The following is a 22,583-nucleotide window of genomic DNA, read 5'->3' as shown; positions in this document are numbered from 1 at the left end:
GATTATTGGGCTGGGCTTAAGTTCGATTGTCCAGCATGGAATACATCTATTGGATGTCGCGGTATCAAACTAACACTGAACTGACTTTTTTCATGACAAAAAGTTAAAACATTCCGCTTTGGGCTCAGTGCAGCCAACAGTCACCGTATGGCACTCTATGCGTTTTGTGTGACCTACCGAATTGGGTTCAGCTGATACCATCGCTGCCGCGTTTCTGAAGGTTAGGCCCGAGTAAATAGGGCTCAAAGCGGTTATTCGCTTCACTCGGCATGAGCGGTTGCTTTGCGGACAAAGCTGCCATTAGCAAATAAGCAGCAATGGCAGCGGTTCACGAAAGGGGGACATTTCAGCTCCACACGTAGGTCCGGACGACGGCCTGAACTTTAATCAATCACAGTTTGCCCTCCGCACGTTTACCTTTTAACGCAGTTACACTAACTCGAAACACGGCCTTCTGTGCCACCGATATGACAAACGGCAGCGTCGAGGCGACATCGTACTGATAAATTGTCTTGTCAGTTTGCCAAAGTGTACTCGGGTTTCTCTCCGCCACCACTAAACAAATTCGTATTTTTGACTTTGTTTGGTAAGCGCGTACAATTGCAACAGGTTTAGGCGCAAAATCCGCAAGTTAGGCCACCTTCACAGCGACGAAGTGAGGAACGCGGGCTGCACGGGAGGGGGATATGAAGAGAACTTTTGGTTGGCTATTTGCCTTCGTGTTGCTTACCGGCTGCTGGGAGAAGGAAGAAGATGCGACCCAAACACTTATTCGACCTGTCAGAGCCATCGAGATTTCCGACCTCTCCAGTTTGCATGACCGATATTTTGTCGGAACAGCCAGGGCCGCGCGCGAAGTCTCATTGGCCTTTCGCGTACCGGGCAATGTTGTTGGCGTCGATGTTCAGGTTGGCGACCTTGTAACGAAGGGTGCCATTATGGCAGCCTTGGATCCAGCCCCATACCAGGCCGAAGTAGACCGGCTTACCGCCGAACTAGCAAGCGCACAGGCAACGTTTGAGAACGCCAAGTTGCAAACAGATCGGCAACGATCGCTGGTCGAAAAGGACGTTGCTGCTCAAGCGACACTTGACCGATTTATCGCTGGCGAGACATCCGCTCAGGCGGCCATCAATTCTGTTCAAGGCGCTCTGGACAGAGCCACTCTGGATTTAACCTATACGAGTTTGGCGGCACCGTTCGATGGTCGTGTTGTCGGCAAATACATTGAAGATTTCGAAGAAGTCGCCGCTCAGACTCCGGTGCTGCGCATTTTGGATGCCGAACGCATCGAAGTGGTGATCGATATCCCCGAACGATACATCGCCCTGATCCCTCACATTGAAGACATCACCGTTACTTTTGATGCTCTGGGGGATGTGGTTCTACCGGCGGAAATCAGCGAGATTGGATCCGAGGCTTCGGCGACGACCCGAACCTTCCCTGTCACGTTGATTATGGATCAACCGGAAGACGCACTTGTTCTTCCGGGTATGGCAGGGCGCGTCCGTGGCCAGCCAAAGGAAGGGCACGAACCATTCGATGCGATCATGGTTCCTGCCAGCGCGGTTTTCGTGCCTGAAGGGGAAACAGATCCGCATGTCTGGGTATTCGATGCCAGCTCAGAAACCGTAACGGCAAGGAAGGTTTCGCTTGGCACGCCCCGGTCGCAAGGGGTGGCCGTTAGAGAAGGTCTGGAATTTGGTGATGTGGTCGTCACTGCCGGAGCGAACTCTTTGCGAGAAGGCCAAAAAGTTTCACGACTTTCCGAGGATACAGAGTAATGGGTCTCGCGGCGTTCTCCATCCGCAACGCCAAATTCGTTTGGTTCACGGTAGTCATGCTTACGTTGGGCGGCATTTCGGCTTTCTTTAGTCTGGGGCAGCTAGAAGACCCCGAGTTCACTATCAAAACTGCGGTTGTGACCACCCTCTATCCCGGCGCCAGCCCTGAAGAAGTTGAGCAAGAGATCACAGAACGGATCGAGCTGAAACTCCAGGAAATTAAGGAGATTGATTACATCTCGAGCGAAAGCAGGGCGGGTGTGTCGACGATTAAAGTCGAAATTCGCCCGAACTATTGGTCGGACCAGCTACCGCAAATCTGGGACACACTACGTCGGAAAGTCAGAGACGTGGAAACAGACCTGCCCCCGGGCGCAGGTCGTCCTGCCATCAACGATGATTTCGGTGATGTCTTCGGTCTACTGCTGGCTATGACGTCCGATGGGTTCTCTGCTCAGGAGCTTGATGGGTATGCCGAAGACTTCAAGCGAGAGCTCTCGCTGATCGACGGTGTCGGCCGCGTCGATCTTTGGGGCGAACGCGACAGGGTCATTTATCTGGAAACACGGGAAGAAGCCTTGGCCGCATTGGGAGTTTCGGCTCAGACAATTCTCAACACGTTACAGACCCAGAATGCGATCGTGGATGCAGGGCGGGTAAACGTCGGTGATTACCGCATGCGCATTGCGCCCAGCGGAACCTTCACAAGCCCAACTGACATCGCAGATTTAGTCGTCCGACCAAGTGGTCTGGATCAGGCTCAAAGCGGTCAACGTCGTGGGCCAGAGTTGCTAAGGCTGGGCGACATCGTTGAGGTTAAAGAAGGCTACATTGACCCACCGATAACTATGATGCGTTATAACGCCCTTCCATCTATTGGTTTGGCCATATCCTTCCAGTCTGGGGTCAACGTTGTCAGTGTTGGTGAGGCGGTAGATGCGAGAGTATCAGAACTGATCGCAAGCCTGCCGATGGGCATCGAGGTTGAACGGGTTCATTGGCAATCCGATGACGTAAACCTTGCGGTCAGCAGTTTTCTGGTGAGCCTTGCCCAAGCCGTCGCAATCGTCCTGGTCGTTTTAACTTTGGCGATGGGTGTTCGGATGGGGATCATCATCGGCAGCGGGCTGATTCTAACAATCCTTACCACCTTCATACCCTTGGCAGCACTTGGCATAGATCTTCAGCGCATGTCCTTGGGTGCATTGATCATTGCGCTCGGCATGATGGTAGATAACTCGATCGTGGTAGCGGACGGCGCCATGGTCCGGATGTCGCAAGGAATGGACCGTGCAAAGGCCGCGATTGAGGCCGCAACGCGTCCCGCTATGTCGTTGCTTGGGGCCACGTTTGTCGCGGTCATGGCTTTCTACCCGATCTTTGCATCCGTCGAGAGCGCAGGGGAGTACTGCCGAACACTCTTCTCAGTTGTTGGGATCGCGTTGCTGGTCAGTTGGTTGCTGTCGATGACGGTAACACCACTGCAATGCGTTGCCATGCTACCGGAGCCAAAGGGTGGAGAAAGCGAGACCTTTGACACCGGTTTCTATGCGATTTACCGCCGCTTTCTGGCTGCGGCGATCCGCGTGCGTTATCTGACGATCGGGGTGGCTTTGGGTGCTTTGGTCATTGCCGGGGTTGGCTTTGGGTCTATCACACAGCTGTTCTTCCCGACCTCGTCGATGACCAAATACATGATCGACTATTACGCGCCTGAAGGAACTCGGATTGAAGCCGTGTCAGAAGCGATCTCGCGGATCGAAGAAAAGGTTGAAATGGACGATCGTGTCACTGGCATCGCCAGCTTTATCGGAGCTGGCCCGCCGCGTTTCTACCTGCCGGTCGACCCCGAGGGAACCAACCCATCCTACGCGCAAGTCATTGTGAACGTCGAGGACTACCGCGACATTCCCGAGATGACCAAAGAGATATCGCTTTGGATATCAGCCAATATGCCCGAGGCGACCTCTTTCACACGCCAATTCGGTGTAGGACCTAGCAATACATGGGCGTTCGAGAACCGCATCGTCGGCCCGGCGGATGCTGATCCTGAGACATTGCGCGAAATTGGTGACAGAGCAGTTGCGATTTTAGATCAGCATCAATGGACGAAAGTGGCGCGCACCGATTGGCGCAACCGTGTCCTGAAAACAGTCCCAGCCTATGACCAGGACCGAGCGCGATGGACCGGCATCACCTATGAAGATCTTGGTAACACGACAAAACGTGCATTTGACGGGCGTTCGGTCGGCCTTTACCGCGAAGGTGACGAGTTGCTGCCAATCATCGTTCGGCCTGGCGCAGAAGACGTGGCTGCCGTCGACAACTTTGAACTGTTGCAACTTCAGTCACCGTTTTCTGTTGAGCCTGTGCCATTGGCGCAGGTCGTACGCGGCGTGAATATCCAGCTCGAAGACCCGACGATCAATCGTCGCGACCGGCGCCGTGTTCTGACTGTGCAAGCCAATTCAATCGATAGCGTAACTCTGCCAAGCTATCGCGCCGCAGTTCTTGCCGATTTCGAAGCTTTGGAGGCTGACTTGCCGCCGGGCTACAGCATGGAGTGGGGTGGAGAGTACGAGGACACAGTTTCTGCGCAAGCGTCTTTGATTCCGGGTATGATCCCCGCGTTTTCGATCATGGCATTGATTGTAGTTGGGCTGTTTAACTCATACCGCAGACCGCTTGTCATTTTCCTGACTGTACCTTTTGTGCTGATAGGTATTGTTCCGAGCCTGCTCCTCACAAACACACCGTTTGGGTTCGTTGCCTTGCTCGGGGGCATGAGCCTGGCGGGCATGATGATCAAAAACGCAATCGTTCTGATCGATCAGATCAACGATAACTTGGCCGAAGGTCAGCCGGGCTACGACGCCGTTTTGAATGCCGGAGCCTCAAGACTGCGCCCTGTCGTACTGGCCGCCGCCACTACAGTTTTGGGTGTGATACCGCTACTGCCAGACGTGTTTTGGGTGGGTCTTGCTGTAACGATCATGGGCGGTTTGACGGTGGGTACGATGCTCACGATGATCCTGGTACCGGTCTTGTTCGCCACGCTGAGCGGCATTCGACAGTCACCGAAAGCCGTTTGACGTCATCTATTAGCGGTCTTTGGATCGTTTTTTTCGAGCATGTAGTTGTTGAGTGTAAACAACTCATTTGGGGGTAAAGATGGACAATACAGTACTCTACTTTCTGGTCGGCATCTTCGTGGTTGGCCTAGTCTCACTGGGATATTTTGCCAAAGGTAGCGGAGCACTGCTTGTGATCGTGATATTGGTTGGTGTGTTGTTAGCGATGATCGCATTTTTTGGGGGTTACTTTGGCGAGGCACCGAAGTGAGCTTGTAGTGGCATCATTGAAGACGCCTCGCGAGTTACAGGAAACGTCAGTTGATCCGAGAAGGAGGCTCATTGGATTTGACGCTTGGTGAATACTTTGTTCAGTGCCATCTATAGGCACCATTTTCTGCGAAAACAGAGATCAGGCGCGCTTTTCGCCGATTGTGGCCACGCCCAGAACCGACAGTACTTTGGCCTCGATCTGCTCGGCATTCATACCAGCTACTGCGTACATATCCGCAGGGCTGGCCTGATCGATGAAGATGTCAGGCAGCACCATCGAACGGTATTTCAGACCCGCATCAAACACGCCTTCATCCGCCAGCAGCTGTGCCACATGGCTGCCAAAGCCACCAATCGCCCCTTCTTCAATGGTGATCAGCGCCTCGTGATTGGCGGCCAGATCCAGAATCAGGTCGCGGTCCAGCGGTTTGGCAAAACGCGCATCGGCGATCGTCGGCGTGATACCCTTGGCGGTAAGCGCCTCGGCCGCTTTTTGAACTTCGGCCAGACGGGTGCCGAAGGACAGCAGCGCAACCCGCGCGCCGGTTTGGATGATGCGGCCTTTGCCGATTTCCAGAACCTCACCGCGTTCGGGCAAGTCTACGCCCACGCCCTCGCCACGCGGATAGCGGAACGCGATGGGGCCTTCGTTATGCGCAGCGGCGGTGGCGACCATGTGCATCAGCTCGGCCTCATCGGCGGCGGCCATCACCACCATGCCCGGCAGGTTGGCCAAATAAGCGATGTCGAACGATCCCGCATGCGTCGCGCCATCGGCCCCCACAAGCCCCGCGCGGTCGATGGCGAACCGGACCGGCAGGCGTTGAATGGCCACGTCATGCACAACCTGATCATAACCGCGCTGCAGGAAAGTCGAATACATCGCGCAGAACGGCTTCATCCCGCCCGCAGCCAGCGCGGCGGCAAAGGTCACGCCGTGCTGTTCAGCAATCGCCACGTCGAAACAACGTGAGGGGTAGCGTTCTGCAAACAGGTTCAGCCCGGTGCCATCTGGCATCGCCGCAGTCACAGCCACGATCTTGTCGTCGCGCCCGGCCTCTTCCACCAACGTCTTGCCAAAGACCGAGGTATAGGACGGCGCGTTTGATGGCGCTTTGTGCTGTTTGCCCGTCACAACGTCGAATTTCGCGGTTGCATGCCCCTTGTCGCGGGCTTGCTCGGCGGGGGCATAGCCCTTGCCCTTTTTGGTCAGCACGTGGATCAGGATCGGCCCGGTCGCCCGTGCCTTGACGGTACGCAACACCGGCAGCAACTGGTCGATGTCATGCCCGTCGATGGGACCGATGTACGAGAATCCCAGCTCCTCGAAAAACGTGCCGCCCATGGCCATGCCCTTGAGCATCTCTTTGGCGCGTTTCGCCCCTTCGCGGAAGGGTTCCGGCAGAAGGGAAACCGCGCCTTTGGCGGCGGCTTTCAGATCGTGGAACGGGGCTTCGGTATAAATCCGCGACAGATAGCTGGACAGCGCACCAACCGGGGGCGCAATGCTCATCTCGTTGTCGTTCAGGATCACGACAAGGCGCTTCTTCAGGTGGCCCGCGTTGTTCATCGCCTCGAACGCCATGCCTGCGGACATCGAGCCATCGCCGATCACAGCAATCGCATCGCCCAACCCTTCGGGTGTCACACCGCCCAAATCGCGCGCGACGGAAAACCCAAGCGCAGCACTGATCGAGGTACTGGAATGTGCAGCCCCGAACGGGTCATAGGGGCTTTCGCTGCGTTTGGTAAAGCCGCTGAGGCCGTCTTTCATGCGCAGAGTGCGGATCCGGTCGCGCCGTTCGGTCAGAATTTTATGAGGATAGCACTGATGCCCCACATCCCAGATGATCTTGTCGCGCGGGGTGTCAAAGACGGCGTGTAGCGCGGTGGTCAGCTCGACGACACCCAAACCAGCGCCCAAATGCCCGCCGGTGACGGAAACGGCCGAGATGGTCTCAGCCCGCAATTCATCCGCGATCTGCCGCAACTGCGAATCCGAAAACTGCTTGAGGTCCGCAGGGCGGCTCACAAGGTCCAGCAGGGGCGTATTCGGGCGGTCAGACATATGGCGCGTTCCTGGCTTAGCTGTCCCGGGCAATAACGAAGCGGGCGGCGTCCTTCAAGGTTTCAGCGGCAGGCCCATAGCCATCCAGCGCAGCACAGGCTTGATCCACCAGCTCCGCCGCGCGGGTCTTTGCGGCGTCCAGCCCAAGCAGCGAGACAAAGGTGGCCTTGCCCGCCTCAGCATCCTTTTGCAGACGCTTGCCGGCTTTTTCGGCATCGCCCTCAACATCCAAGATGTCATCGGCAATCTGAAAGGCAAGGCCCAGAGCCCGGGCATAGTGGCGCAGCGGGTCCGGGTCTGCCTGAGCCAGCCGCGCGCCCGCACAGGCCGACCATTCGATCAAAGCCCCGGTTTTGCCCGCCTGCAGCCGCGTGATCTGATCCAATGTCAGCGGGCTGGCCGCCGTTTCCGCCGCGATATCCAGTGCCTGCCCCAAAACCATCCCCTGCGCACCGCTGGCTTTTGCCAGTGTTAGGGTCAAATCTGAGCGAATTGCGGCCTCACCCACCTCGGCACGCGCGCACAGTTCAAAGGCTAGCGTCTGCAACGCATCCCCGGCCAGAACGGCGGTGCCCTCATCCCATTTCACATGAACCGTGGGCCGCCCCCGGCGCAGATCATCATCATCCATGCAAGGCAGATCATCATGGACCAGCGAATACGCGTGCAGCGCCTCTATAGCCGTCGCTGGCCAAATTGCCCGATCGGCGTCGACCCCATGCAACCGAGCGCTCTCCAACACCAGAAACCCGCGCAGCCTTTTCCCGCCCTCGGTGGCATAAGTCATCGCCCGGGTCACATCCAAATCGTCCAACGCGCCCAGAACCCGATCAAAATGGGCTTGAATCCGCGCCGCATCCTGCGCCAGTCTGTCACTGAACATTTACTGACCTTCGACAGGCGTGGTCCCGGTCGGCTGACCATTGGCGTCCAGCGTGATCGCCGCCACTTTTTCCTCGGCCCGCTTCAACTCATCCTCGCAGCGTTTCTTCAGCTGCGCCCCGCGTTCGTACAGAGCAATGGACTGGTCCAATGCAACATCGCCACGCTCAAGTTGACCAACCACGGCCTCCAACTCTTTCATAGCCTGTTCGAATGTCATCTGGTCGACGGGTGTCTCGGTCATTGGGCTGCCTTCATCAATTCTTCCACATGAGCACGGGTGGCCTCGGCCAAGGCTTTCAGATCATACCCGCCCTCCAGAGTCGAGACGATACGACCCTCACACACCTCTGCCGCGATCTGGCACAGCTCTGACGTGAGCCAGGCAAAATCCCCGGTGGACCAGTTCAATTCGGCCAGCGGATCATCCTGATGCGCGTCAAACCCGGCCGAGATGACAATTAGCTCAGGTGCAAAGGCACGCAGACGCGGGAAGGCCAACCGTTCATAGGCCGCACGCATCTCGGCCCCACCTGTACCAGGTGCCAGAGGGATATTCAGCACCGTGTCATAAGCACCGGTTTCATTGGGGCGCCCGGACCCCGGCCACAAGGGCATCTGCTGGCTTGTAATGACCAACGCGCGCTTTTCGTCCCACAGCAGATCCTGCGTGCCATTGCCGTGATGCACGTCGAAATCCACAACGGCCACGCGGCTCAGCCCGTGGTGATCCAGTGCATGTTTCGCCGCCAGCGCAGCATTGCCGAACAAGCAAAACCCCATGGCGGTGTCCGTCTCAGCATGATGCCCCGGAGGCCGCACTGCACAGAACGCATTCGGCGCCTCACCGCCCAGCACCAAATCTACCGCCCGAACAGCTGCCCCCGCCGCGCGATACCCCGCGCTCACCGAACCCGGCGACATGAACGTATCGCCGTCGATCTGCCGAAACCCATCCACAGGTGCGCTGCGCCGAACGTCTTCAATATAGCTGTCCGGATGAATACGCCGCAGATCATCATCTGCTGCCAAAGGCGCAGTCTTGCGATCCAAATCCAGCGGCTCCAAGGCATGCAGAATATGTTCCAATCGCGCGACCCGCTCAGGGTGGCCGTCCGGCGTCACATGTCCAAGACAATCCGCATGAGTCAAAAGCGCAGTCTTCATCAGGATCCCATCTTCATCTGGCTAAAAATATCCTCGCCGAAGGCAAAAAATCGCCGCGCAGCGGCCCTTAGTCCGGGGCCAACATGTACCCTGCACCGCGCACAGTTTGCAAATACCGCGGCTGCTTGGGGTCCTGTTCGATCTTGCGCCGCAAACGGGTGATCTGCACGTCCACCGCGCGCTCCTGCGCCTGGCCTTTGTCGCGGCCCAAATCTTCAACCAGCTTCGACCGGCTGATCGGCTCACCCGGTTGGGCTGAGAAAATCTTCATCAACTGACTTTCCGTAGCCGTCAGACGCACAGGTTCTTCGCCCTGCCACATCTCGCCCTTCTCAACATCATAGCGGATAGGTCCGAGGTTCAGGATCTTGCTAACCGTCTCTTGCGCAGGTGTCTCGGGCATCCGACGCAGGATCGCGTTGATCCGTAGCAACAATTCCTTGGGTTCGAACGGCTTGGCCAAATAGTCATCGGCCCCAGCCTCAAGCCCCGCGATCCGATGCTCGGTCTCGCCGCGCGCGGTAAGCAACAGGATCGGCGTCGAATGGGTTTCGCGCAGCGCCTTCGTTAGGCTAACACCATCTTCGCCCGGCATCATCACATCCAGCACGATCATGTCGAAATCCAACCCCGACAACACCCGCCGCGCGTGGGCTGCATCACGGGCCGACGTCACCAGAAACCCGTTCCGCATCAGAAACTTCTTGAGCAGATCCCGAATGCGTTCGTCATCGTCAACGATCAGCAGATGCGCGTCCATATCGCTCATGAGGTGGTATCCCGCAATTTTCTGTATGCATGACGCATATCAGCATCCATCATCGCTTCAAGCACTTTACGAAACCCTGAAACGGCCTCGGGGCCCGCTTCCTTGTACGCCGCCCGCATCCGAACGCGCTGCGCCTCGGACAAGGTAGTCTCCAATTCTCGGCCTCTCTCTGTCAGAAATAGGTGCCTTTCACGTTTGTCCACGGTTCCCACCCGACTTTCGACCAACCCGTCGTCAATCAAGGTTCGCAACACCCGGTTCAGAGACTGTTTCGTCACGCCCAATATGGCCAGCAGATTGTTCACCGTGGTTCCCGGAGCCCGGTTGATGAAATGAATGGCCCGGTGATGCGCGCGACCATAGGCCAGTTCGGACAGAATGCGATCAGGGTCCGCCGTAAACCCGCGATACGCGAAAAACATCGCTTCGATCCCTTGCCGTAGCTGCTCGTCCGTCAGAAACAGCAGGCTTTCTCCGCCAAAGACCTGGGCGGGACGGGTGTCGGACATCTTGTGCCTCATTCGTTACTTGGGTCGAGTTTATGTCAGCGTTATTGACATTCCAAGGGCAGACAGGTATCGAATCGCAGTTTTTGCGCAACATTATGTCCGCTTCGGACTTAAATAACGCAACAATCGGAAATTTCAGCCCGGTTCAGGAGGTTTCGCATGTCGGGATATGATGATCGTGATGGTGTCATCTGGTTGGATGGCAAACTGGTGCCCTGGCGCGAGGCCAATGTACACATCCTGACCCATGCGATGCACTATGCGTCTTCGGTCTTTGAGGGCGAACGTGCCTATGGCGGCAAAATCTTTAAAAGCCGCGAACATTCCGAGCGTCTGATCGCCTCGGCCGAGGCTCTGGACATGCCAATGCCGTATTCGGTGGACGATATCGAGGCCGCCAAGGAAGAAACCCTGAAAGCCAGCGGACTGCAGGACGCCTATGTGCGCGTTCTGGTCTGGCGCGGCTCGGGTGAGGATATGGGCGTCGCATCGGCCAAGAACCCGGTGCGGATGGCCGTGGCTGTCTGGCCTTGGGGCGCTTACTACGGCGACGCCAAGATGCAGGGTGCGAAGCTGGATATCGCAGAATGGAAACGCCCCAGCCCCGAAACCATCCCGGTTCACGCCAAAGCGGCGGGTCTCTACATGATCTGCACCATCTCCAAGCACAAAGCCGAGGCCAAGGGATGCTCGGATGCATTGTTCATGGACTACAACGGCTATGTGGCCGAGGCTACCGGCGCCAATGTCTTCTTCGTCAAAGATGGTGAAGTTCACACCCCTCTAGCCGACTGCTTTTTGAACGGCATCACCCGCCAGACCGTCATTCAGATGCTGAAAGACAAGGGCATCACTGTCCACGAACGCCGCATCAAGCCCGAGGAAATGGCCGAATTCGAACAATGCTGGCTGACCGGTACAGCGGCCGAGGTCACTCCGGTCGGGCAAATTGGCGATTATACTTTCGAGGTAGGCGACCTCACCCGCGAGATCGCCTCGGACTATGAGGCGTTGGTCCGCGCCTGATCCCAAACAACCAATTCTAACGAACCCCCGCGGATCCGCGGGGGTTTTCTTTTGCCAAACGTGCGGGATTTATTGCAGATCGTTCGAACCCATGGATGTATGCGCATAATCGTTTAGGTTAAGCATATGTTAGACCTGCTCAGCGATATCCTCACGCGCCTGTCCCTAAAAGGCACGTTCTACTTCCGCACATCGTTCACGCCGCCCTTTGGCGTCCAGGTGCCAGCCTTCGAAAACGTGGCCCGGTTTCACTTTGTACAGCGGGGCGAGCTGAAGGTGCATGTCTCGACCACCGGCGAAACACTGCGGCTACGGCAAGGCGACCTGATCCTGATCCCGCACGGGTCCGCGCATGCTCTGCTCTGCAATGAGGTTAAACCGCTGGACGCTTTGCCTTTGGAAGAGGTGCTGGAAAAATCCGGCTACCAAGGCGACGGCGTTCTGGTCTATGGCGGCGAGGACAAAAGCCGGGATACGCAGCTGATCTGCGGGCATTTCTCGTTCACCGGCCCGCCGGGGCGACAGGGCACGGGACATATGCTAATCGACCGGCTCCCCCCCTATATCCTGATCGAGAACTACGGCGAAGAGGCCGGAGCCTGGATCGAATCGACCCTGCGCATGATCGGGTCCGAGGTCAGCGGCGCCCGCATTGGCGGCGATCTGATTGCGCTGAAACTATCCGAAGTGCTGTTTGCCCAAGCCATCCGCGCCCATCTGGAACATCAAAGCCCCAGCGAATCTGCCTTGGCTGGGTTTGCTGATCCCCGCGTGTCACGCGCGCTGACAGCTTTCCACCAGTCTCCGGCGCAGGACTGGAGCGTCGAGTTGCTGGCCCGCGAGGCCGGGATGTCACGCACGGCCTTTGCTCAATTATTCGCCGAAAAGATGGGCACGACTCCGATGCAATACCTGACCGACTGGCGCATGCAGATCGCCTGCCATGGTCTGACCGAAAGCCGCTGGAACGTCGCGGACGCAGCTGCAGAAGTAGGCTATGCGTCCGAGGCCGCATTCTCGCGCGTGTTCAAGAAGCAGGTCGGTCTGTCCCCGGCGGCTTATCGAGCCATGCACTGAAGCGACGGAATTTTGGACGATCTGCAATATCATGCGAACGATCCGGACTGATGCGTTCGGGGTTACTGATCTAACTTGGACTCATACCAAGCTAAGGAAAGGAACCTTCCATGTCTGCCCGTTTCGTGACCCGCAACATTCACGCCTATCTGGATTACCCCGTTGCCATTGCGCTGATGACCTTGCCATTCATACTGGGTCTAGGCCAATCCAACCCGCTGGCGCTGTGGCTGTCGGTCGTGACCGGCGTCGCAGCATTTGTGCTGACCGTGCTGACCGATCACCATCTGGGGATTTGGCGTGTGCTGCCCTATAAACTGCACCTGACAGTCGATCTTCTGGTCGGGTTGACCTTCCTTGCTGCGCCCAGCCTGCTTGGATTTTCCGGCCTGGATGCGGTATTCTACTGGGTGAACGGTGCGGCAGTTGTTGTCGTGATCGCACTCAGCGCGCCGGAACAGGAAGTCACGGCCTAAGCACCTTGTCCACAAGTGTCACAATATCATCGTGATACTTTCAAAAAACTGAGCCGCTTGTTTTACAAACAGGCGGCTCACTGCCGCTCACCAATCGCGTGGTCCCTAAGGACCACCAGACAGGAGAGCCCAAATGACCCGAATCCTACGCCCCAATCGCCGAGCCTTTCTGGCTGGCAGCACCGCCTTCGCCGCATCACTGTCCATGCCAGCCATCAGCCGCGCATCCTCGCGCCCGGTTTTCACCCACGGCGTTCAGTCGGGTGATGTTGACACCACGTCGGGTATGATCTGGACTCGCACCGATCGACCGGCTCGCGTGATGATGGAGGTCTCGACCACCGAGAGCTTTTCCGATGCGCGCAAACTGACCCCTATGGATGCAATCCCCAACAGCGACTTGGCCGTCAAGCGGTTGGTCGACGGGTTGCCGTCGGATCAGGACATCTTCTATCGGTTTACCGCAGCGGATCTACACGACATTAGCGCCATATCAGAGCCTATTATTGGTCAATTTCGCACTGCACCGACCTCACGCCGGAATATCCGCTTTGCCTGGTCGGGCGATACCGCTGGGCAGGGTTGGGGCATCGACGACGAAGGGATGCGCACCTACGCCACCATGGCGCAGCACAAGCCCGATTTCTTCATCCACTCGGGCGACACGATTTATGCCGATGGTCCGATGCAGGATGAGGTCGTCAAAGATGATAAACTGATCTGGAAAAACACCACCCTGATCGACGAGAAACGCAAAGTGGCTGAAACGCTGGACGAATTCCGTGGTCAGTGGAAATACAACATGATGGACGAGCATGTGCGCACTATGAACGCCGTCTGCCCGACCTTCTTTCAGTGGGATGACCATGAGGTCGTGAACAACTGGTCGGATGCGAAAGACCTGATCTCGGACGACCGCTATTCTGAGAAATCGGTGCACGTGCTGCAATCCCGCGCTGCCCGTGCCTTCCACGAAATGACACCGCTGCGCATCACCCCGGCCGAGCCGGGGCGGGTGTATCGCAAGATCGCATATGGTCCAATGCTGGACGTGTTCTTTTTGGACCTACGCAGCTATCGCGGGCCGAACGGGGCCTCGATGGAGGATGAGATCACTGATCAGTCCCGCATTCTGGGGGCCGAGCAACTGGCTTGGCTGAAACGGGAACTGGCCGCGTCCGAGGCGACGTGGAAGGTTATCGCGTCCGACATGCCGATTGGGTTGATCGTCTGGGACAACTGGCGCGAAAAGTCCGGGGCCGAGGCGATCTCGAACGGTGATAGTGGCCCCGCCAAAGGACGCGAGTTGGAGATTGCCGATCTGTTGCGGTTTGTCAAAACCGCCGGGATCACCAATACGGTTTGGTTCACGGCTGACGTTCACTATACTGCTGCGCACTACTATGACCCTAACAAAGCGCAGTTTCAGGATTTTGAGCCGTTCTGGGAATTCGTCTCGGGCCCGTTGCACGCTGGAACCTTTGGTCCGAACGCGCTGGATGGGACCTTTGGTCCCGAAGTCAAATTCGTCAAAGCCCCGACTGAGGATCAGGGTGCCAACCTGCCGCCCAGCGCTGGCCTTCAGTTCTTTGGATTGGTGGATATCGACGGTGCAACCGAGCAGATGACAGTGCGTCTGATGGACCGCGCCGATACCGAGCTTTGGTCGATCACGCTGGACCCGAAGTCTCGCGCAATTTGATAGGATCAGAGCGCCCCTGACTTATGATCGGGGGCGCTCTGTCATCCCAAAGTTTAATAGTCCACGCCGCGCTGGGCTTTGATGCCAGCTTGAAACGGGTGTTTTTCTTCGGTCATTTCCGTGACCAGATCGGCATAGTCTCGCAGGGCTTGCGGCGCGTCGCGGCCCGTCAGGAACACGCCAGTGTTGACTGCCCGTTCGTTCAGACCATCAATCACCTGATCCACCGTCAGATATTCATAGCGCAGGGCGATGTTGATCTCGTCCAGCACCACAAGGTCGTATTCGCCACTGGCCATCAACGCCCGCGCTTTGTCAAAGGCCGCGTTGGCGGCGGCGATGTCACGCTCGCGGTCTTGCGTGTCCCAGGTAAAGCCTTCGCCCATCGTGTGCCAGGTGACCAGATCGCGCTCTTCGAAAAAGCGGCGCTCGCCCGTTTTCCACTTGCCCTTGATGAACTGCACCACGGCCACTTTCTGGCCCCAACCCAGCGCCCGGATCACCACACCAAACGCAGCCGAGGATTTACCCTTGCCCTTGCCGGTATTGATCAGGACCAGCCCGCGCTCGGGGTCTACGGCCTCGGAGACTTTCTTGCGATGCTGGGCCTGCACCTTCTGCATCTTTTCCTTGTGATCCTGCGCATCACTCATGGTGGGAACCTTTCCTTGTGTTGCGCCCAACCTAGGTGAAGTTCGCGAAAGGTAAAGATCAGCCTTTGGGATCCGTGACTGAACGCGCTTTTGCCCGCTCCAGCCCCAGTTGCCGTTCGCGCAGGATCACCACCACATTTCCCGCGATAACCAACGCTGCCCCACCCAGCATGACCAAAGTCGGCAGCTCGTCGAACCAGACATAGCCGATGACCACCGCAAACAGCATCGTGGTATAGTCATAAGGTGCCAGCATCGAGGCTTGCGCGAACTTGTAGGACGTCGTGACCAATATCTGTGCAACCCCTCCTGTCAGCCCTACAAGTGCCAATATTAGGGTCTGTTCAAGCGTGGGCGCGGTCCATCCCCAAAATGCCGTCAAGGCGGACAGCAGCGTTGCCGTAACAGAAAAGTAAAAGGCCACGGCGGCGGGGTGATCGACCTGAACCAGTTGTCGGATATGGATTTGCACGAATCCTCGCGCCATCGTGGCAACCAGAACGCATAGCGCGCCGAGGGTTGCCGTGCTTTCCATGTTGTTGCCGCCCAGCCGGGGCCAGATCATGATCAGAACGCCCAGCAGCCCAAGGCTGACCGCACCGATACGGATCATGCGAATACGTTCACCCAGAATGACGGCCGCCAGAATCAGCGTGAAGATCGGCGTGGCGTAACCAATGGCCGTGACCTCGGGCAGAGGCAGCAGGGCCAGCCCCGTAAAGGTCAGCCCCATGGCCGAAGTTCCCAGAACACCGCGCCAGACGTGGCCCATCGGCTTTCGGGTGATCAACCCTTGCGCCAGCTCTCCACGCCAGAGCAGCCAGCCAATGATCACAGGGATGGCAAAGAGCGAGCGGAAAAAGACCATCTCGCCCGGCGGGAACGTATCCGACAGCGCTTTGACCAATGCGGCCATAGCCGTGAACAGGAACAATGCGCCCAGCTTCAGACCCACCGCCAGGGCGGGTCGATGCGATGTTAAGGATTTTGCCATGGGCCGGACCCTGCGCCTTTAACGGGCAAAGATCAACCGGTCGCGTCGCCGTTTATCCACGTCCGCGGCAGGTCACTGCCGATTTCCTCGGCGAATTCGTGCAGAAAACGGATCATACGCGCGGTCCTTGCTTTTGCGATCTGCCGCCCGGTTTCAGTCAGCATGTCATCAGACAAGCTCAGCAGTTTCACTTTCCAATGGTCGAGCGAATAGTGCAGATCATCCAGCGCGCGATCAGCCGCAAACGGATCGGCTGCATCGTAGAGCGTGCGCCCCAATGCGCCCGAGACCGAAAAGTTCCGTGCAATCCCGATGGCACCCAGCGCATCCAGCCTGTCGGCATCTCGCAGGATGCGTGCCTCGGGCGTCTCGGGCGGGATATTGGCCGAGAAGCTATGTGCCTCAATAGCATGTTTGGTGGCGTCAACCTGGGCGCGGCTAAAGCCGAATCCACTCAGAATAGGCACTGATTCCGATGCGGACTTGCGCGAAGCCAGATGGCGATCTGGGTCATCTTTTGGCAAGTTGACCAGATCGTGCAGATAGCTGGCGGCAAGCAGGACGGTCATGTCAGTCTGGTCATCGGAAATGGCCCGAGCGTTTACCCAGACGCGGTCCAGATGGGCCAGATCATGGGCCGGGTCCGTTTCCATGCGTTGCGCCACGACAGCGCGCAGGCGGCTACGCAGGACAGCCGATATGTCCACGGTTTTCTCCGATCTGACCGCGATGCAGCAGCAGGTGGTCCAGAATCACGCAGGCCATCATCGCCTCACCCACCGGGACGGCTCGGATGCCGACGCAGGGGTCGTGGCGGCCTTTGGTGATGATCTCGGTTTCCTCACCCGATTTGGTGATCGTCTTGCGTGTGGTCAGGATGGATGAGGTCGGCTTTACCGCAAACCGCACCACGATGTCCTGCCCGGTCGAGATACCGCCCAGAATTCCGCCCGCGTGGTTGGAGCTGTATTGCGGGCCGTTCTGACCCATGAAAATCTCATCGGCGTTGGCCTCACCTGTCAGTTCGGCGGCGGCCATGCCTTCGCCTATCTCGACACCTTTGACGGCATTGATCGACATCATCGCAGCCGCCAGATCAGTGTCTAATTTGGCATATATCGGAGCGCCTAGCCCAGCGGGGACGCCCCGCGCGACGACTTCGACCACAGCGCCAACCGAGTTTCCGGATTTGCGCAGGTCATCCAGATAGGCGGCCCAGCCGTCAGCGGCTTGGGCATCGGGGGTCCAGAACGGGTTCTGTTCGATCTGCGACCAGTCGAAATTGGCGCGGTCGATCTTATGCGGGCCGATTTGCGTCATATAGCCGGTGATCTGCACATTGGGCGCGATCTGTTTGATCGCCTCGCGCGCCAGCCCGCCTGCGGCCACACGCGATGCGGTTTCACGGGCCGAGCTGCGCCCGCCGCCGCGATAATCGCGGATGCCGTATTTCTGCCAATAGGTGATATCGGCGTGACCCGGACGGAACTTGTCGATGATGTCGCCGTAGTCTTTCGAACGTTGATCGGTGTTCTCAATCATCAGTTGAACCGGGGTGCCTGTAGTCTGACCTTCGAACACGCCTGAAAGGATTTTCACCTGATCGGGCTCACGGCGCTGGGTCGTGAACTTGTTCTGCCCGGGTTTGCGCTTGTCCAGCCAGTGCTGGATCATGGCTTCGTCTATGGCGACACCCGGAGGGCAACCATCCACCGTGGCGCCCAAGGCGGGGCCATGACTTTCACCCCAAGTGGTGACGCGGAAGAGGTGTCCAAAGCTGTTCATCGACATGGGGCGTGCTCCTTTGGAAATTGTGATTAGCGGGGAGTGTCTTTGGCCTCAAGCGGATTTGCATGCGGAAAGCGGGGGAAGGGGGCGCTGCCCCCGTCGCGCGGGCGCGACTCCCCCGAGGTATTTTCGAACAGAAGAACGATCAGGCCGCTTGTACGATTGAGGCGCGGGTTTTTGTGATTGTCAGAGCCGCCTGAGCGGCCTCGCGGCCTTTTTCGACGAAATGGGCGCGGTAGATGGCGTTGTGATGGTCGGTTTCCTGATACTGGTGCGGAGTCAGCGAGACCGACAGGACCGGCACGCCCGTGTCCATCCCCGCGCGCATCAACCCGTCGACCACCGCCTTTGCCACGAAATCATGCCGGTAGATACCACCATCCACCACAAAAGCGGCACAGGCGATAGCGGCGTATCGTCCAGTCTGGGCCAGATCGAGGGCCAGCAGGGGCATTTCAAACGCGCCAGGGGCATCGTAGACGTCGATTTGGTCGGCGGGGATAAGTTGCTGGAACCCTTCCAGCGCCTGATCGACAATATCGGAATGCCAGTTGGCTTTGACGAAAGCATATCGGGTGTGTGTCATTTGTGATCTCCTTAGCAAAACAGACACGTCACCCAAGGCGATCACGAGCAGCCGCGCCGGTTGGCACGCTGCACGTTCTCTTTCATCCGGACTTTAACCGTCGGCTCTGGCTTCTCACCAGATCTGCTTGTCACCTCGTGTACCGAGGCCGCTCGCGGGCTTACGGATCAGCGACCGCATACCGCCGGTGGGGAATTTCACCCCGCCCTGAGAACGACGCGGACCTTGCCAAGATCGCTGCGAATCTGCAAGGCATTCCGTCAGGAGATATGTAATGCACCCAAACCCAGCTTTCCGCGCTGAAGATCTGGCCCTAAGTGTCGAATTTGCCCGCGCGCGGGCCTTTGGCGTATTGGCGCTGTCCACCACAGACGTTCCGTTGATCAGTCATGTGCCTTTCCTTCTGAGCGAAGATGGCATGGTCGCTGAAATGCACCTGGTGCGGTCGAACCCGATTGTCCGCGCGCTGACAGAACCGCGCGCAGCGAAAATTGCCGTGGCCGGGCCGGATGGCTATGTCTCACCCGATTGGTACGGGGTCGAAGATCAGGTGCCGACCTGGAACTATGTTGCGGTCCATCTGACAGGCGAGTTGGAACTGCGGCCACATGATGAGTTGCAGGGCCTTCTGGACCGCCAGTCGGCCTTTTATGAGCAGCGGCTGTTGCCCAAACCACCCTGGACAACAGACAAGATGACGCCCGAGGCGCTGGACCGGATGATGCGCATGATCGTGCCCTGTCGGATACAGGTGGATGATATTCAGGGCACCTGGAAGCTGAATCAGAACAAACCCGATGCTGTGCGCTTCGCGGCGGCGGATCAGGTCGGCGGTGGGATCGGGGTGGACTTGGCAAAGCTGGCCACGCTGATGCGCGGCCAGCGCTAGGGTCAGTTGCTGAAGGTGGCCAGATAGGCGGCGATATCTTCGGCACCTTTTTTCAGCTGCACGCTCATGTTGGGGCGGGCGGTTTCGTCGTCCAGGTAGTCTTTGATGAAGCGGATCGGATCTTTTGAATAGGCGGCAATGTTGTCTTCGGTCCAGACAAGCCCCTCTTGTCCAGCGCGGATCATATCATCGGTGAACAAGCCAATAGGCAGGCGTTCGCTTCCATTCAAGTAGTCAGTTTCTGTACCCGCAACGCGCCCGACTACGCCAAATAGATTCGGTCCGGTGATTCCACCTTTGACCAGAACCTCATCACCCTTGATGATCGCGTGGCACGAGGAACACCGGTTATAAAGCGCCTTTCCTTTGGCTGCGTCCCCGGCGGCGCTGACCTGCGAGGACAGCGACAGAGCGAAAACAAACGTGATCAGGGGAAATTTGGGCATGGGATGCGTCCTGCTGAGAATTGTCCTTGCCCGCGCCTTCTTGCATTCATCTTTTAAGTGCAATCAAAATCGCGTCTCACCCGAGCATTCTGAAATATCTAATTTGAACTCATATATTTAGCTGGGTCAAATCTGGCGAAAGTTGAAATTTTTATGGCCAAAATCAGGAAAATTATGGGTGATTTCACCTGAAATCTCCGGCCAGAATACTGAGACCCATCAGGGTGACGGGCGTGCCCAAAGCAAACCGAATCACCCCAAGCAGACGTGGGCGGGCAAAGGTGGATTTTTCCGGTCAAACCGGCCCGGACCTTGAAAAAATACCCTGACGTTGTGACATGAATGCCCAGATGCGGCGTAGTGCGCGCCTATGACCGCTGGACGAACCGATTTCTCCCGGATAGATAGCCGCGATGAGACGCCGCTTTGATGCGGTGCTGATGCATGTTTGCCCGGTATCCTCCGGGCGCCGGAATCGGAGAAAACCTCGTGTCCCACGCAGAAGACCACGAAGGCACCCGCAGAGATTTCCTCTACTACGTCGCTGGCGGCGCAGGTGTCGTTGCGACGGGTGCAGCCGTATGGCCCCTGATCAACCAAATGAATCCCTCGGCAGACGTTCAGGCGCTGTCCTCGATCCGTGTGGACGTGAGCGGCGTTGAGCCGGGGACGCAGCTGACTGTGAAATGGCTGGGTAAACCCGTCTTTATCCGTCACCGCACCGGTGCCGAGATCCAAGAGGCCAAAGAGCAGGACGCCGAAGGTCTGGATGCGCTGCCCGATCCGCTGGCGCGCAACTTCAACCAACCGGCTGATGCGCCCGCGACCGACGAAAACCGCGTCATGCCCTCGCCCGAGGGCGAAGCCCCCGGTGCCTGGCTGGTTCAGATGGGCGTATGTACGCACCTGGGCTGTGTGCCGCTGGGTGATGCCGGTGACTTTGGCGGCTGGTTCTGCCCCTGCCACGGTTCGCACTACGACTTGGCTGGCCGAATCCGTAAAGGCCCCGCGCCTGAAAACCTGCCTGTTCCGCCTGCGGAATGGACAGACAACAGCACCATTAAACTCGGCTAAGGGAGACCCAGATGTCCGGAATTCCCCACGATCATTACGAGCCGAAGACAAACGGCGAGAAATGGCTGAACAGCCGCCTGCCCATCGTCGGCCTGATTTACGACACCATCATGATCCCCACCCCCAAGAACCTGAACTGGTGGTGGATCTGGGGCATCGTCCTGGCGTTCTGCCTGGCGCTGCAAATCGTCACCGGTATCGTTCTGGTGATGCACTACACCCCGCATGTTGATCTGGCCTTTGCCAGCATCGAGCACATCATGCGCAACGTGAATGGCGGCTATATGCTGCGCTATCTGCACATGAATGGCGCATCGCTGTTCTTTGTTGCGGTCTACATCCATATCTTCCGTGGCCTGTTCTACGGCTCGTACAAAGCGCCGCGTGAGATTACGTGGATCATCGGGATGCTGATCTACCTGATGATGATGGGTACTGCCTTCATGGGCTATGTTCTGCCCTGGGGTCAGATGTCCTTCTGGGGAGCGACCGTGATCACCGGACTGTTTGGCGCGATCCCCTTCGTTGGTGACGCGATCCAGACGTGGCTGCTGGGTGGACCCGCGGTGGATAACGCTACGCTGAACCGCTTCTTCTCGTTGCACTATCTGCTGCCGTTCGTGATTGCGGCGCTGGTGATCGTGCATATCTGGGCCTTCCACACCACCGGCAACAACAACCCCACGGGTGTTGAGGTTCGCCGTACGTCGAAAGCTGATGCCGAGAAAGACACTCTGCCCTTCTGGCCGTATTTCGTGATCAAGGATCTGTTCGCACTGGCCGTGATCCTGGTCGTGTTCTGGGCGGTTGTCGGCTTCATGCCGAACTATCTGGGCCACCCCGATAACTACATTGAAGCCAACCCGCTGGTCACGCCGGCACACATCGTGCCTGAATGGTACTTCCTGCCATTCTACGCGATCCTGCGTGCCTTCACCGGCGAGGTCTGGGTTGTGCAATTCGCCAGCTTCATCACCGGCGGCATCATCGACGCCAAATTCTTTGGTGTTCTGGCGATGTTCGGTGCGATCCTGGCGATGGCGCTGGCCCCGTGGCTGGACACATCGACAGTGCGTTCGGGCAAATACCGTCCGATGTTCAAATGGTGGTTCTACCTGCTGATCGTCGACTTCTTTGCCCTGATGTGGCTGGGTGCGATGCCCGCCGAGGAGCCCTATGCGACCTTCTCGCTGATCGCGTCCGCCTACTGGTTCGCCTATTTCTTCGTGATCCTGCCGATCCTGGGTGTAATCGAAAAGCCCGATGCACAGCCGGAGACGATCGAAGAAGACTTCAACGCGCATTATGGCAAGGCTGACGCCGACGCCACGCCGGCCGAGTAAGAAGAG

General features: G+C 57.8%; 22 protein-coding genes and 1 riboswitch. Of the genes, 10 read left to right on the top strand and 12 right to left on the bottom strand.

The window, feature by feature from the left end:
• The first annotated feature begins 686 nt into the window (after nt 1-686).
• The 3 genes from ACR0DB_RS19470 to ACR0DB_RS19460 all read left to right on the top strand — a co-directional run bounded on the left by ACR0DB_RS19470 (nt 687) and on the right by ACR0DB_RS19460 (nt 5,126).
• A complete protein-coding gene (locus ACR0DB_RS19470) occupies nt 687-1,784 on the top strand; it encodes an efflux RND transporter periplasmic adaptor subunit (protein WP_480552575.1) in 1,098 nt (365 codons plus the stop codon).
• Nucleotides 1,784-4,876, top strand: coding sequence for an efflux RND transporter permease subunit (locus tag ACR0DB_RS19465; protein ID WP_480552573.1), 3,093 nt, complete (start codon nt 1,784-1,786; stop codon nt 4,874-4,876). Before ACR0DB_RS19470 ends, ACR0DB_RS19465 begins: the two co-directional genes overlap by 1 nt.
• Nucleotides 4,877-4,955: 79 nt before the next feature.
• Entirely contained in the window at nt 4,956-5,126 is a 171-nt protein-coding gene (locus tag ACR0DB_RS19460) for a hypothetical protein (RefSeq protein ID WP_170770746.1), read from the top strand.
• 141 nt (nt 5,127-5,267) lie between these two features.
• On the opposite strand, the gene dxs is transcribed toward ACR0DB_RS19460, so the two are convergent.
• The 6 genes from dxs to ACR0DB_RS19430 form a co-directional block, all read right to left on the bottom strand.
• On the bottom strand, nt 5,268-7,196 hold the full coding sequence (gene dxs / locus ACR0DB_RS19455) for a 1-deoxy-D-xylulose-5-phosphate synthase (RefSeq protein ID WP_480552572.1): 1,929 nt from the start codon (nt 7,194-7,196) through the stop codon (nt 5,268-5,270).
• Between the two features lie 16 nt (nt 7,197-7,212).
• Entirely contained in the window at nt 7,213-8,079 is an 867-nt protein-coding gene (locus tag ACR0DB_RS19450; protein WP_480552570.1) for a polyprenyl synthetase family protein, read from the bottom strand.
• Entirely contained in the window at nt 8,080-8,322 is a 243-nt protein-coding gene (locus ACR0DB_RS19445; protein ID WP_170785396.1) for an exodeoxyribonuclease VII small subunit, read from the bottom strand.
• Nucleotides 8,319-9,245 (bottom strand): histone deacetylase family protein, encoded by a 927-nt coding sequence (locus ACR0DB_RS19440; protein WP_480552568.1) that lies wholly within the window; start codon nt 9,243-9,245, stop codon nt 8,319-8,321. The genes ACR0DB_RS19445 and ACR0DB_RS19440 overlap by 4 nt, the downstream gene beginning before the upstream one ends.
• Nucleotides 9,246-9,312: 67 nt before the next feature.
• A complete protein-coding gene (locus ACR0DB_RS19435; RefSeq protein WP_170770751.1) occupies nt 9,313-10,014 on the bottom strand; it encodes a response regulator in 702 nt (233 codons plus the stop codon).
• Nucleotides 10,011-10,523 carry a MarR family winged helix-turn-helix transcriptional regulator gene (locus ACR0DB_RS19430; protein WP_170770752.1) on the bottom strand — a complete coding sequence of 171 codons (513 nt, stop codon included), beginning with the start codon at nt 10,521-10,523 and terminating at the stop codon, nt 10,011-10,013. The genes ACR0DB_RS19435 and ACR0DB_RS19430 overlap by 4 nt, the downstream gene beginning before the upstream one ends.
• Nucleotides 10,524-10,682: 159 nt before the next feature.
• Here ACR0DB_RS19430 and ACR0DB_RS19425 point away from each other — a divergent pair, with 159 nt between their 5' ends.
• The 4 genes from ACR0DB_RS19425 (at nt 10,683) to ACR0DB_RS19410 (ending at nt 14,804) form a co-directional block, all read left to right on the top strand.
• Nucleotides 10,683-11,549, top strand: a complete 867-nt coding sequence (locus tag ACR0DB_RS19425) for a branched-chain amino acid aminotransferase (protein WP_170785402.1) — start codon at nt 10,683-10,685, stop codon at nt 11,547-11,549.
• 126 nt (nt 11,550-11,675) lie between these two features.
• Nucleotides 11,676-12,626: an AraC family transcriptional regulator gene (locus ACR0DB_RS19420; RefSeq protein ID WP_170785404.1), complete on the top strand. Its 951-nt coding sequence runs from the start codon at nt 11,676-11,678 to the stop codon at nt 12,624-12,626.
• A 110-nt stretch (nt 12,627-12,736) separates the two neighbouring features.
• Nucleotides 12,737-13,102: an SPW repeat domain-containing protein gene (locus tag ACR0DB_RS19415; RefSeq protein WP_480552566.1), complete on the top strand. Its 366-nt coding sequence runs from the start codon at nt 12,737-12,739 to the stop codon at nt 13,100-13,102.
• Nucleotides 13,103-13,235: 133 nt separating this feature from the next.
• On the top strand, nt 13,236-14,804 hold the full coding sequence (locus ACR0DB_RS19410) for an alkaline phosphatase D family protein (protein ID WP_480552564.1): 1,569 nt from the start codon (nt 13,236-13,238) through the stop codon (nt 14,802-14,804).
• A 53-nt stretch (nt 14,805-14,857) separates the two neighbouring features.
• On the opposite strand, the gene cobO is transcribed toward ACR0DB_RS19410, so the two are convergent.
• The 5 genes from cobO to ACR0DB_RS19385 form a co-directional block, all read right to left on the bottom strand.
• Nucleotides 14,858-15,457, bottom strand: coding sequence for a cob(I)yrinic acid a,c-diamide adenosyltransferase (cobO, locus tag ACR0DB_RS19405; protein ID WP_480552562.1), 600 nt, complete (start codon nt 15,455-15,457; stop codon nt 14,858-14,860).
• A gap of 58 nt (nt 15,458-15,515) precedes the next feature.
• The gene (locus ACR0DB_RS19400; RefSeq protein ID WP_480552561.1) at nt 15,516-16,451 is read right to left on the bottom strand and encodes a DMT family transporter; all 936 of its coding nucleotides are present in this window, start codon (nt 16,449-16,451) and stop codon (nt 15,516-15,518) included.
• 32 nt (nt 16,452-16,483) lie between these two features.
• Nucleotides 16,484-17,158 carry an HD domain-containing protein gene (locus tag ACR0DB_RS19395; protein ID WP_480552560.1) on the bottom strand — a complete coding sequence of 225 codons (675 nt, stop codon included), beginning with the start codon at nt 17,156-17,158 and terminating at the stop codon, nt 16,484-16,486.
• Nucleotides 17,133-18,242, bottom strand: coding sequence for a chorismate synthase (aroC, locus tag ACR0DB_RS19390; protein ID WP_480552559.1), 1,110 nt, complete (start codon nt 18,240-18,242; stop codon nt 17,133-17,135). The genes ACR0DB_RS19395 and aroC overlap by 26 nt, the downstream gene beginning before the upstream one ends.
• A gap of 142 nt (nt 18,243-18,384) precedes the next feature.
• The gene (locus ACR0DB_RS19385) at nt 18,385-18,825 is read right to left on the bottom strand and encodes a 6,7-dimethyl-8-ribityllumazine synthase (protein WP_480552558.1); all 441 of its coding nucleotides are present in this window, start codon (nt 18,823-18,825) and stop codon (nt 18,385-18,387) included.
• A 70-nt stretch (nt 18,826-18,895) separates the two neighbouring features.
• A riboswitch (FMN riboswitch) is annotated at nt 18,896-19,044 on the bottom strand.
• Between the two features lie 55 nt (nt 19,045-19,099).
• Between ACR0DB_RS19385 and ACR0DB_RS19380 the strand changes: the two genes are divergently transcribed.
• A complete protein-coding gene (locus ACR0DB_RS19380) occupies nt 19,100-19,714 on the top strand; it encodes an FMN-binding negative transcriptional regulator (protein ID WP_480552557.1) in 615 nt (204 codons plus the stop codon).
• 2 nt (nt 19,715-19,716) lie between these two features.
• Here the strand turns inward: ACR0DB_RS19380 and ACR0DB_RS19375 are convergent, their stop codons facing one another.
• The gene (locus tag ACR0DB_RS19375) at nt 19,717-20,160 is read right to left on the bottom strand and encodes a c-type cytochrome (RefSeq protein ID WP_170770772.1); all 444 of its coding nucleotides are present in this window, start codon (nt 20,158-20,160) and stop codon (nt 19,717-19,719) included.
• 489 nt (nt 20,161-20,649) lie between these two features.
• Between ACR0DB_RS19375 and petA the strand changes: the two genes are divergently transcribed.
• Nucleotides 20,650-21,234 (top strand): ubiquinol-cytochrome c reductase iron-sulfur subunit, encoded by a 585-nt coding sequence (gene petA / locus ACR0DB_RS19370; RefSeq protein WP_170785419.1) that lies wholly within the window; start codon nt 20,650-20,652, stop codon nt 21,232-21,234.
• A gap of 11 nt (nt 21,235-21,245) precedes the next feature.
• The gene (petB, locus tag ACR0DB_RS19365; RefSeq protein ID WP_170770774.1) at nt 21,246-22,577 is read left to right on the top strand and encodes a cytochrome b; all 1,332 of its coding nucleotides are present in this window, start codon (nt 21,246-21,248) and stop codon (nt 22,575-22,577) included.
• Nucleotides 22,578-22,583: the final 6 nt, after the last annotated feature.

Source organism: Ruegeria sp. AB6 (assembly GCF_056542685.1).
This window is presented reverse-complemented; position numbering and strand designations above follow the sequence as displayed.